General features: G+C 69.6%; 12 protein-coding genes. 6 read left to right on the top strand and 6 right to left on the bottom strand.

Going from position 1 to position 11,195, the window contains the following annotated elements:
• The first annotated feature begins 3 nt into the window (after positions 1 to 3).
• Entirely contained in the window at positions 4 to 618 is a 615-nt protein-coding gene (gene msrA, locus BDK63_RS06720) for a peptide-methionine (S)-S-oxide reductase MsrA (RefSeq protein ID WP_183330598.1), read from the top strand.
• Here the strand turns inward: msrA and BDK63_RS06715 are convergent.
• Positions 599 to 1,633: a hydrolase gene (locus BDK63_RS06715; protein WP_183330597.1), complete on the bottom strand. Its 1,035-nt coding sequence runs from the start codon at positions 1,631 to 1,633 to the stop codon at positions 599 to 601. The two genes, msrA and BDK63_RS06715, sit on opposite strands and share 20 nt — an antisense overlap.
• A gap of 7 nt (positions 1,634 to 1,640) precedes the next feature.
• Positions 1,641 to 2,936, bottom strand: coding sequence for a Xaa-Pro dipeptidase (gene pepQ, locus BDK63_RS06710; RefSeq protein WP_183330596.1), 1,296 nt, complete (start codon positions 2,934 to 2,936; stop codon positions 1,641 to 1,643).
• 156 nt (positions 2,937 to 3,092) lie between these two features.
• On the opposite strand from pepQ, the gene BDK63_RS06705 reads away from it, so the two are divergent.
• Positions 3,093 to 3,581: a cytochrome c gene (locus BDK63_RS06705; protein WP_183330595.1), complete on the top strand. Its 489-nt coding sequence runs from the start codon at positions 3,093 to 3,095 to the stop codon at positions 3,579 to 3,581.
• A 3-nt stretch (positions 3,582 to 3,584) separates the two neighbouring features.
• Here the strand turns inward: BDK63_RS06705 and can are convergent, their stop codons facing one another.
• Positions 3,585 to 4,232 carry a carbonate dehydratase gene (can, locus tag BDK63_RS06700; RefSeq protein WP_183330594.1) on the bottom strand — a complete coding sequence of 216 codons (648 nt, stop codon included), beginning with the start codon at positions 4,230 to 4,232 and terminating at the stop codon, positions 3,585 to 3,587.
• 166 nt (positions 4,233 to 4,398) lie between these two features.
• Here can and gorA point away from each other — a divergent pair, with 166 nt between their 5' ends.
• The 4 genes from gorA (at position 4,399) to BDK63_RS06680 (ending at position 8,465) form a co-directional block, all read left to right on the top strand.
• Positions 4,399 to 5,778, top strand: a complete 1,380-nt coding sequence (gene gorA / locus BDK63_RS06695) for a glutathione-disulfide reductase (RefSeq protein ID WP_183330593.1) — start codon at positions 4,399 to 4,401, stop codon at positions 5,776 to 5,778.
• 276 nt (positions 5,779 to 6,054) lie between these two features.
• Positions 6,055 to 6,630 (top strand): diaminobutyrate acetyltransferase, encoded by a 576-nt coding sequence (gene ectA, locus BDK63_RS06690; protein WP_183330592.1) that lies wholly within the window; start codon positions 6,055 to 6,057, stop codon positions 6,628 to 6,630.
• Positions 6,631 to 6,714: 84 nt separating this feature from the next.
• Entirely contained in the window at positions 6,715 to 7,980 is a 1,266-nt protein-coding gene (gene ectB, locus BDK63_RS06685) for a diaminobutyrate--2-oxoglutarate transaminase (protein WP_183330591.1), read from the top strand.
• Positions 7,981 to 8,069: 89 nt separating this feature from the next.
• A complete protein-coding gene (locus BDK63_RS06680) occupies positions 8,070 to 8,465 on the top strand; it encodes an ectoine synthase (protein WP_183330590.1) in 396 nt (131 codons plus the stop codon).
• Between the two features lie 57 nt (positions 8,466 to 8,522).
• On the opposite strand, the gene BDK63_RS06675 is transcribed toward BDK63_RS06680, so the two are convergent.
• The 3 genes from BDK63_RS06675 to BDK63_RS06665 all read right to left on the bottom strand — a co-directional run bounded on the left by BDK63_RS06675 (position 8,523) and on the right by BDK63_RS06665 (position 11,004).
• Positions 8,523 to 9,116 carry a DUF3833 domain-containing protein gene (locus tag BDK63_RS06675; RefSeq protein WP_183330589.1) on the bottom strand — a complete coding sequence of 198 codons (594 nt, stop codon included), beginning with the start codon at positions 9,114 to 9,116 and terminating at the stop codon, positions 8,523 to 8,525.
• 118 nt (positions 9,117 to 9,234) lie between these two features.
• Positions 9,235 to 9,696: a hypothetical protein gene (locus BDK63_RS06670; protein WP_183330588.1), complete on the bottom strand. Its 462-nt coding sequence runs from the start codon at positions 9,694 to 9,696 to the stop codon at positions 9,235 to 9,237.
• A 72-nt stretch (positions 9,697 to 9,768) separates the two neighbouring features.
• Positions 9,769 to 11,004, bottom strand: a complete 1,236-nt coding sequence (locus BDK63_RS06665; RefSeq protein ID WP_183330587.1) for a hypothetical protein — start codon at positions 11,002 to 11,004, stop codon at positions 9,769 to 9,771.
• Between the last annotated feature and the right edge of the window lie 191 nt (positions 11,005 to 11,195).

Below are 11,195 nucleotides of genomic sequence, written 5' to 3'. Positions count from 1 at the left end.
ACCATGACCCTCGATCCTGACCGCGCCCTGCCGGGGCGCGATACCCCCATCCCCGTCAGCGGCGTGCACCGGGTCAACGGCCGCTCCATGCTGCCCCCTTTCGAGGCGGGGCTGCGGGAGATCGTGCTGGGCCTGGGCTGCTTCTGGGGCGCCGAGCGGCTGTTCTGGCAGCTCCCCGGGGTGGTCGTCACGGCGGTGGGCTATGCCGGCGGGGTGACCCCCCATCCCACCTACGAGGAGACCTGCACCGGGCGCACCGGCCATGCCGAGGTGGTCAGGGTGGTCTACGACCCGCAGCGCATCGACCTCGAACGGCTGCTGCAGGTGTTCTGGGAGGCCCACGACCCCACCCAGGGCGACCGCCAGGGCAACGACGTGGGCTCCCAGTACCGCTCGGCGATCTTCACCACCGGCGACGACCAGCTCGAGGCGGCCCGGCGGACCCGCGAGGCCTACCAGCAGGCCCTGGCGCGTGCCGGTGGCGGTACCATCACCACCGAGATCGCGCCGCTCACGGCCTTCTACTACGCCGAGGAGTACCACCAGCAGTACCTGGACCGGAACCCTGGCGGCTACTGCGGACTGCGCGGCACCGGCGTCAGCTGCCCGATCGGCTGACCCGCCGCCGGTCGGGCCACGCCTGGCCGCCGGCCGGGCGGGACCAGTCCTCCAGCTGGCGGGCCACTCGGCGCGCCAGCCAGGAACGCAGGCGGCCGCCCCGGCGTTCCATGAATCCCACGTGCCCGCCGTGCCGGGCCACCTCCACCCGCACCGCGTCACCCGGCGACGGCAGCCGCGCGAAGAGTCCCGGGGGCATGAAGGGATCATCGTCAGCGTGGAGCAGCAGGGTGGGCAGCTCCAGCTCGCCGATCAGCCGTCCGGCCGAGGCGCGTCGATAGTAGTCCTCGGCGCCGGCGAAGCCGTGCAGCGGGGCCGTCACCGCGTCGTCGTAGTCGCGCAGGCTGTCCAGTGCGGCCAGCGCCGCCCGGTCCAGGGCCAGGGGCAGCGCGTCGAGGCGGGCCGCGGTCCTGGCCTTGAGAGACGCCAGCAGGTGGCGCTCGTAGACCCGGGCAAAGCCCCGATGCAGGGTCTCGGCGCTGGCCGCCAGGTCGAGGGGGGCGCTGATGGCGATGGCGCCGGCCAGGTCGAGGCCGTCGCCGCCCTGTTCGGCCACCAGCTTGACCAGCATGTTGGCGCCCAGCGAGACGCCGGCGGCGACCTTGAGGGCCCGGGGATAGCGCTGGCCGAGCTGGCCGATCAGCCAGTAGGCGTCGGCGGTATCGCCGCTGTGGTAGGCGCGGGGCAGCCGGTTGGGCAGGCGGCCGCAGCCGCGGAAGTGCATCAGCACGGCCCGCCAGCCGAGGCCCGCGGCGGTGGCGAGCAGCTCCCGGGCATAGGGCGAGTGCAGGGAGCCCTCCAGGCCGTGGAACAGCACGAAGACCGGGGCCGCCGGGTCGGCGGGGGCGGGGTGCGCCCAGGCCAGCTCCACGAAGTCGCCGTCGGGCAGCTCGAGGATCTCCACGCGATGGGGGAGGCGGCGGCGCGGCAGCAGGCGGGGCAGCAGGGTCTGCACGTGGCGGTTGGCCAGCCCGCGGGGCGGGCGGAAGTCGGCGGGATGGAGCTGACCGGTCATGGCGGCATCACTCGTCCTGGGGCGTCAGGTTGTCGGGACCCCGGCCCGTGACCCGGACGTTGTCCTCGATGCGGATCCCGCCGTGGCTGGCCAGGCGGTCGACCCGCTCCCAGTCGATCTCCGGGGATCCGCGGTGGGCCGCGAGCAGCATCGGGATGACATAAAGCCCCGGCTCCATGGTGACCACCATGCCCGCCTCCAGTTCCCGGGTCAGCCGCAGCGCCGGGTGCTCGGCGGGCGGCGGCAGGGGGTGGCCCTCGCCGTCGAGGCGGCCCGCCACGTCGTGGACCTGCACGCCGAGCAGGTGGCCCAGGCCATGGGGGCAGAAGGCGCGGGTGATGCCGCTGGCCAGGGCCGCCTCTGGGGAGGCCGTCACCAGGCCGTGCGCCACCAGCAGCGCCGCCAGGCCCTCGTGCATCTGCCGGTGCAGCGCCACGAAGCTCACTCCGGGGGCGAGCTCGCCGATCAGCCGCCGCTGCAGGGCGGTGACGCCGGCGACCAGCGGCGCGAACAGCGGGTCGGCGTCGGGGCCGGCCCAGCTGCGGGTGATGTCGGCGCAGTAGCCGCGATGGCGGTGGCCGCCGTCGACCAGCAGGCTGTGTCGGCGCGGCGGCGCCTCCAGGGCGTAGTGCTGATAGTGCAGCACGCCGCCATGGGCGTTGACCCCGACGATATTGCCGTAGGGCAGGGCGGATTCCCGCTGGCGGGAAGCCCCCAGGTAGGCGAGCTGGATATCGAGTTCGGCACCGCCGGCCAGGAAGGCCTCGCGGGCCGCCCGGTGGCCCTGCATGGCGCAACGGTTGGCCTCGCGCAGGCAGCTTGCCTCGTAGTCGCTCTTGCGCACGCGCAGCTCGTCCAGGGCGGTGACCAGCGCCGCCGGGTTGAGCTCGGCGCCCAGGGCGCTGGCGTCGGCAGGGGCGACATCGCCCAGTACCGCATGGCGCCCGGGGGGCAGGGCGGGCGGGTCGGCCCGGTCGCGGGGCACGACCCGGAAATGGTCGACCCAGGGCGCCTCGGGCAGGCGTGCCGGCAGGTGCCAGTAGTCCGCCGGGGCATGCAGGTAGAGCACCGGCACCTGGCCCGGCCGAACCAGCAGCCAGCAGTGGGCCAGCTCGGCCTGGCCGGTCCAGTGGATGAAGTGGCCGTAGGCGGCGAAGCTGGCGTGCTGGTCATCGCCGAAGTGCCGGGCGGGATGGCCGCTGTAGAGCAGCACGCCATCCAGCCTCTGCGCCTCCAGCACCCGGGCATAGGCATCATCGAGCGCCCGGAGATGGTCACGCTGCTGCTGGTCGAGCTCGGTCATCGGGGGTCCTGTGATGCGATGGGGAGTCCTGTTGAGTGTAACGCCTGCGGCCGCGCCTGTGGGCGGGGAAGACAGCCCGCTCGCGGGCTGGCATCATGCGCTGCTCCTGCGCGATGCAGGAGCCCCCGCGTTCCGGACCACCTGGGAGTCGACGACATGCTCACCCGCCCCTTATTCGTCCTGCTGCTCGCCGGCCTGCCGATGACGCCGCTGCTGGCCGAACCGGCCGCGGACGCCGCCGCGGCCAACGGCAGCGCCCCGGCCTTCGAGGATCCGCGCCAGGCGGTGACCTGGCGGCGGGAGGAGCTCAAGGAGATCGAGCGGCTGGTGCGCCAGCTGCGCTTCGATCTGGTGAACAACCGCGATGCCCGCGGTGCGGCGCCCCGGCTGGAGGAACTGGCCGAGCGGGCCAGCGGCGACCACCTCCGTCCGGCCTTCATCGAGGGCAGCCACGGGCGCGGCTCCGAGGCCCGTGCCCGCATCTGGGAGGAGTGGGAGGCCTTCAGCGAGGGCTTCGACGCTCTGGAGGCCCGCGTCGAGGCGCTACGGGCCGCCGCGGAGGCGGAGGACTACGCGGCGGCGACCCGCGAGCTGTCGGACCTGAGCCTGACCTGCCGCAGCTGTCACCGTCGCTACCGGTACTGACCCTCAGCCGGCCGGCGTCAGCCGCTCGATGCGGTAGAGGGTATCCACCTGGTCGAGGCCCGACACCGTGCAGTCCAGGTCCTTCACCCGCCCGTCCGCCAGCCCGTAGACCCAGCCGTGGACGGCCAGCTCCTGGCCGCGCTGCCAGGCGTGCTGGACGATCTTGGTGCGGCACAGGTTCATCACCTGGTCCCGGGCGTTGAGCTCGCACATGCGGTCCACCTGCTCGTCCAGGGGCAGTGTCGACAGTGAGGCGCGATGGCGGCTGTAGAGTTCCCGGACCGAGTGCAGCCAGATGTCGACCATGCCGTTGTCTCCGCCGCTGACCGCCGCGCGCACCCCGCCGCAGCCGTAATGGCCCACCACCATGATGTGGCGGACGCCGAGCACCTCGACGGCGTACTGCAGCACCGACAGCGCGTTGAGGTCGTTGGGGTGCACCAGGTTGGCCACGTTGCGGTGCACGAACACCTCGCCGGGCGGCAGGGAAATGATCTGGTTGGCCGGCACCCGGCTGTCGGAACAGCCGATCCACAGGTAGGCGGGGTTCTGCTGCCGCGACAGGCGGGCAAAGAAGTCGGGGTCATCCTGGCTGACCCGTGCGGCCCAGGCTCGGTTGTTGTCCAGCAGGCCTTCGATTTCCTGGTTCATCGGAGAGCGTATCCGGTGGTGGGACGGGGGTGGCCTTGCGACCGGTGGCTCCTTTTACCGCCTGACCGACGGTGGGTCAAATCGACGCCTGCCGAGGCCCCGGCTCGGCTGGTATGATGCGGCCACGACGTGTCGGCCCTTGCGGCCACAGCAGAAGGAGACCCCCGTGTCCGAGAACCTCGCCCCCCAGCATGACTGGGACCTCTTCGTCATCGGCGCCGGCTCAGGCGGTGTGCGTGCGGCCCGCACCGCGGCGGCCAGCGGTGCCCGGGTCGCCGTGGCCGAGGATCGCTACCTGGGCGGCACCTGCGTCAACGTCGGCTGCGTGCCCAAGAAGCTCTACTCCTATGCCGCCCATTTCCATGACGCCTTCGAGGACGCCGCCGGCTTCGGCTGGCAGCTCGCGGAGGCGCCCGAATTCGACTGGGCCACGCTGCGCGACAACAAGATCGGCGAGATCAAGCGCCTCAACGGCATCTACGGCCGCCTGCTCGAGGGCGCCGGAGTCCAGCTGATCCATGGCCGCGCCCGGGTGGTGGACCCCCATACCGTGGAGGTGGCCGGCGAGACCCACACCGCCGCGAAGATCCTGGTGGCCGTGGGGGGCTGGCCCTGGGTGCCCGACTTCCCCGGCAGCGAGCTGGCCCTGACCTCCAACGAGGTGTTCGACCTCGACACCTTCCCGGAGCGCTTCCTGGTGCTGGGTGGCGGCTACATCGCCGTGGAGTTCGCCAGCATCTTCAACGGCCTGGGCAGCGAGACGCACCTGGTCTACCGCGGCGACCTGTTCCTGCGCGGCTTCGATCGCGAGGTGCGCGAGTTCACCCGGGACCAGATGGCGGCCAAGGGGGTCAACCTGCACTTCGAGGAGAACATCGCCGCCATCGAGCGGGTCGAGGGCGGCCTGGCGGTGACCCTGACCAGCGGCGAGCGACACGAGGTGGACGCGGTGCTGGCCGCCACCGGGCGCCGGCCGCACCTGGCGGGGCTGGGCCTCGAGGCGCTGGGCCTGGAGCTCGACGACGGCGGCTACCTGCGGGTCAACGACCGCTTCGAGACCTCGCTGCCGTCGATCCTCGCACTGGGCGACGTCACCGGCGGGCCGGAGCTCACTCCGGTGGCCCTGGCCGAGGCCATGCACATGGTCCAGCACCACTTCGGCGAGACCCCGCCCGGGTCACCGCTGGACTACCGCAACATCGCCACGGCCGTCTTCTGCCACCCCAACATCGGCACCGTGGGGCTCTCCGAGGAGGCGGCCCGCGAGCAGTGCGGCGAGATCCGGGTCTACACCGCCGACTTCCGGCCCATGAAGCACACGCTGTCGGGCAGCAGCGAGCGCTGCCTGATGAAGCTGATCGTCGACGATGCCAGCGACGTGGTGGTCGGCGCCCACATGGTGGGCGAGGAGGCCGGCGAGGTGATCCAGGGCATCGCCATCGCGGTGCGTGCCGGCCTGACCAAGGCCGCCTTCGACGCCACGGTGGGGATCCATCCCACCGGGGCGGAGGAGTTCGTCACCATGCGCTCCCCGACGCGGCGCTGAGCGCCCGCGGGTCTGTCGTCGGCATCACGGGCCGCCCCTCGGGGCGGCCCGTCGGCGTTTCGCCCCGCGCTCCCTGGACGCCGGAAGTGGGCTATTCTGGAAGGGCAGGGCGCGTCCCGTGGCGCCACCCAGGCAACAGGCAGAGTTCCGGCGACCGTTCCCGGCACTGGCATAATCTCCTGTTATGGATCCGCGGGTGCAGAATAATCCCAGCTTTGAAATGCGGGATGCCACTGTTATAATGCCTTCCAAATTCGCTACAGCGAACCAGCCGAGATGACAACAACCGAACCCTTCACGCCTTCCGCCGACCTGGCCCGCCCGACCGTGGCCGATGCCGTCGTCGGCTTCGATGCCATGCCGCTGTTCATCCGCAAGCCGAACCCGGACGATGGGTGGGGCATCTACGAACTGGTCAAGTCCTGTCCGCCGCTGGACGTGAACTCCGCCTATGCCTACCTGCTGCTGGCGACCCAGTTCCGCGACACCTGCGCGGTGGCCACCAACGAGGAGGGGGAGATCGTCGGCTTCGTGTCGGGCTACGTGAAGAGCAATGCCCCGGACACCTACTTCCTCTGGCAGGTCGCCGTGGGCGAGAAGGCCCGCGGCACCGGCCTGGCCCGGCGCCTGGTCGAGGCCGTGATGTCTCGCCCGGAACTGGCCGAGGTCCACCACCTCGAGACCACCATCACCCCCGACAACCAGGCCTCCTGGGGGCTGTTCCGTCGTCTCGCCGATCGCTGGCAGGCGCCGCTCAACAGCCGCGAGTACTTCTCCACCGACCAGCTCGGTGGCGAGCACGACCCCGAGAACCTGGTGCGCATCGGTCCCTTCCAGACCGACCGCATCTGATTCCTTCCCGTCTTGTCGACGGCCGGCGTCATGCCGGCCGCCGGTTCCTCTCGTCCTTCACTTCCTACCGACAGGAGGTCGCTCATGCAGACCCAGATCCTCGAACGCATGGAATCCGACGTTCGCACCTATTCCCGCTCCTTCCCGGTGGTCTTCACCAAGGCCACCAACGCCCGCCTCACCGATGAGAATGGTCGCGAGTACATCGACTTCCTGGCCGGCGCCGGCACCCTGAACTACGGCCACAACAACCCGAAGATCAAGCAGGCGCTGCTGGACTACCTGGCCGAGGACAACATCATCCACGGCCTGGACTTCTGGACCGCCGCCAAGCGGGACTACCTGGCCACCCTCGAGGAACTGATCCTCAAGCCGCGTGGGCTGGACTACAAGGTGCAGTTTCCCGGGCCGACCGGCACCAATGCCGTGGAGGCGGCGATTCGCCTGGCGCGCAATGCCAAGGGTCGCCACAACATCGTGACCTTCACCAACGGCTTCCACGGCGTGACCATGGGGGCGCTGGCCACCACCGGCAACCGCAAGTTCCGCGAGGCCACCGGCGGCGTGCCCACCGTGGGCGGCAGCTTCCTGCCCTATGACGGCTACCTGGGCGATGGCACCGACACCCTGGACTACTTCGAGAAGCTGCTTTCCGACAAGTCCGGTGGCCTCGACGTACCGGCCGGCGTGATCGTCGAGACGGTGCAGGGGGAGGGCGGCATCAACGCCTGCAGCACCGAATGGCTCAAGCGCCTGGAGCAGATCTGCCGCGCCCACGACATCCTGCTGATCGTCGATGACATCCAGGCCGGCTGCGGCCGCACCGGCAAGTTCTTCAGCTTCGAGCATGCCGGCGTGGTGCCCGACATCGTCACCAACTCCAAGTCGCTCTCCGGCCTCGGCCTGCCCTTCGCCCAGGTGCTGATGCGCCCGGAGCTCGACGCCTGGAAGCCGGGCCAGTACAACGGCACCTTCCGCGGCTTCGCCCTGGCCTTCACCACCGCCGCGGCGGCTCTGCGCCACTACTGGGGCAACGACGAGTTCGAGCGCGACGTCCAGCGCAAGGGCGAGATCGTCGCCGAGCGCTTCGCCGGCATCGCCGCCTGGATCCGCGAGCAGGGCATCGAGGCCTCCGAGCGGGGCCGTGGCCTGATGCGCGGCATCGACGTGGGCACCGGCGAGATCGCCGACAAGATCACCCACCAGGCCTTCGAGAACGGCCTGGTCATCGAGACCAGCGGCCAGGACGGCGAGGTGGTGAAGTGCCTCTGCCCGCTGACCATCCCCGACGCCGACCTGCACAAGGGGCTGGATATCCTCGAGGCCAGCGCCAAGCAGGCGCTGAGCTGATAGGCTGAGGGGACCGCCCCCGGGCGGTCTGGTCACCGACCGGCCGGTGTCACCGGCCGGTCCTTCCTGGACACCACTGGAGATCATCCATGATCGTTCGCAATCTCGAGGAATGCCGCAAGACCGATCGCCTGGTCAAGGCCGAGAACGGCAACTGGGACAGCACCCGCCTGAGCCTGGCCGATGATGGCGGCAACTGCTCCTTCCACATCACCCGTATCTACGAGGGGACCGAGACCCACATCCACTACAAGCACCACTTCGAGGCGGTCTACTGCATCGAGGGGGAGGGCGAGGTCGAGACCCTGGCCGACGGCAAGATCTGGCCGATCAAGCCGGGCGATATCTATATCCTCGACCAGCATGACGAGCACCTGCTGCGCGCCCGCAAGACCATGCACCTGGCCTGTGTCTTCACGCCCGGCCTGACCGGCAAGGAAGTGCATCGCGAGGATGGCTCCTACGCCCCGGCCGACGAGGGCTGAGACCCCGGCGGCACCGGCCGGCGAGCCACGCCAGGGCATGATGACGCCCCCGGCACCTCAGGTGCCGGGGGCGTCTGCGTTGGTGTCCGAGAGGGTATCTGCGTCGGGGGAGTCGGCGTCGCCGTCGAGGCGTTCGAAGACGATGGTGATCTCGGCCAGGGTGATGCCGAACTTCTTCATGGCGGTGCGGTTGATCAGGCGGTCGTCGGGCTGCAGGAACATCCAGTCGTCCAGGGTGAAGGTGATCTCGCGTCCCGAGACCTCCACGGGCAGTCGATAGGTCATGTTGAAGGCGTGGCCCGACTGGCGAGCCTCCACCGGCCCCTCGACGTCGTTGGCGCGGCCCACCCAGCGGCCGTCGTCCTGGCGCTGGAAGGTCCAGACCCGGCGGTCGGTCTCGCCGTCGTCGTAGACGAAGTGCTCGTCCAGGGTCAGGGTATCGCCGTCGTAGTCGCCCTCGATCTCCACGGTGAAGCGCCGCTGGACCTCGCCGCGGTAGTCCTGGACCATGCCCCAGGCGCGGGTCTGGCCGGCGAAGTACTCGCCGATATCTAGCCTCGGGGTGGTGTCCGCGTAGCGATCGATGTCGACGCTGCTGCAGCCCGCCAGGAGCAGCACCAGGGCCAGCCACCATGCCATTTTCCTGTACATTTCTCTATCCTTGTCAAATAAGGGTACAGGAATACTAGGCGATCATGATCGCTGCCGCCATGCCTGACATGGCCGGCTCCCGGTTTCCGCTCGGCCAAGGAGCCGGCCAGGTGCGGCCTCAGCTCTCGTGGTCGTGCTCTTCGCCCGACTCATGGCCACCGCCGCGCCCTTCGGGCGGGCCGCTATCGTGGTCATCCCCCTCCTCATGGTCGTGGTCGTCGCCGTCCTCGTGCTCGCCCCGTCCCTCGGGCGGGCCGCCGCCGCGGTCCGGGTTGCCCCGGGAGAAGCCCTCGTCGCGGAAAATGTCGTCGGTCACCGAGTGGCCGCCCCGGGCCTCGCCGGTGCCGGCCCCCTTGCCGAGACGCTTGCCCTGGCCCTGGCCGCCGCGCTGGCCGCGGTCGCTCCCGCCATGGCTGTCGTGGCCATCGGCATGGTCGCTGCTGGCCAGCAGCAGGCCAGGGTCAGGGAGGGGGGGCGAGGCGCTGAAGCCTGCGCCCTGGGCGCTGCCTACTGCCAGGGCCAGTGGCAGCAGGCCGGCCACCAGCAGCCGTCGCAGGGCAGGGGAGTGTCGCGCTGTCATGGATGCCTCCTGTCGAGACAAGGGCGGCCCCGCAAGGGGGCCGCGTTTCGTCTGATTACATCGGGATCACGATCATTCGGATTCGAGGCCGAAGTCGTGGACGTATTCCAGGACCTGGACGGCATCGTCCGCCTGCTGGGTGAAGGTATCGATGCCGTAACCGTTGTCCTCGATGGTCGGCACGGTGTTGAACACGACCTCATCCAGCAGCACGACAGAAGTGGGCTGATAGTAGATGGTGCCGTCGATCTCGACTTCCCTGAGCACCGTGACCTCGATGCCGCCGTAGAGGGATTCGCGGTCATAGCTGTAGCTGTCCGACCCCACCAGTGCCGACAGCTCATCGGCGACTCCCAGGAAGCCGCTGATCCCCATCACCTCGTCGATGGTCAGGTCGCCGTACTTGTCGGAGCTGGCGGCCAGGGCCGAGGCGGCGAGGGTAAGCAGGATGTCTGCATCGACCGTCATCGAGTAGGCGTCGGGCTGCCCATCGCCACGCGGATTGGTGGTGATGGAGATGGTGTAGAAGCCGTCCACCGGCTCCTGGTTGGTGGCTTCGAGCAGGGCTACATAGAAGGCCAGGTTCTCCAGCGGCGAGTCGATGGTGGCGCCGTCCGGGGTGATCAGGCGGCCGGAGGTGTCGGTCATCTCGGCCAGGGTGTCTGCCGAGATTTCCACGCCGTCCATCTTGCTGAGCAGCTCCGCCAGGGAGTGATCGGTTACGCTGGAGGGGGACCGTGCCACGTTGAGGCGGCCGAACTCAACCGGGATCACCTGATCGATATACTCCTCGGGGATCTCGAACTTGCCGTCCTCCTCCTGAACCAGCTGGATGACCTCCTCGCAGGCCGCGTCCAGGCAGGGCTGAACATTGCCGTTCTCGTCAAGCAGCGGTGTGCCGTCGTCGTTGCGCAGGATGACCACGATATCGCCGTAATCGCCGCCCTTGCCGCTGTCGGGGCCGCCACCGCTGCCGGCACCGTCGGGCCTGCCGCCGCGATCTCCGCCGCCTCCCTGGCCTCTGTCCTCGGGTCGGCCGGATGCGGCATCACGGAAGATGTCGGACTCGATCGAGCGGCCCTCGCCGCCGGCGCCGAACCCGTTGCCCTTGCCGCGGCCGATATTGAGCGGGTCGCGTCCGGCTCCCTGGCCTTGCCCCTGACCCTGCTGGGCCTCGGCGCGGTCGACGAGAAACGCCTCGGCCGGGGTGGCGGCGCCGATCAGCGCGGCCCCGACCAGCGGCAGGATGGCTCCCCCCGTGAGGGCGGCCAGACGGGAGTAGGGGAACTTCTTGTATAAGGTACTCATGATAAACCCCTGAGTGACGCCATGGTCACGTGCTTGGTCATGTTGAAACGGGCAGAGCCATCATCGTTTATGCGCCTGCATTCTAAAGATAGTCCTGCCGGTGAGTTCTCGCGTTGACATATATCAATATCACCATGCGGCATTTGACCGCAGGCGCCTGGTCGGCCGTACCGGGTCACAGGCGCCGCTGT

The organism is Halomonas campaniensis (genome assembly GCF_014193375.1).
Lineage (GTDB): Bacteria > Pseudomonadota > Gammaproteobacteria > Pseudomonadales > Halomonadaceae > Halomonas > Halomonas campaniensis.
Note: the sequence above shows the minus strand (reverse complement) of the source record. Positions and strands in the feature narration are given on the sequence as shown.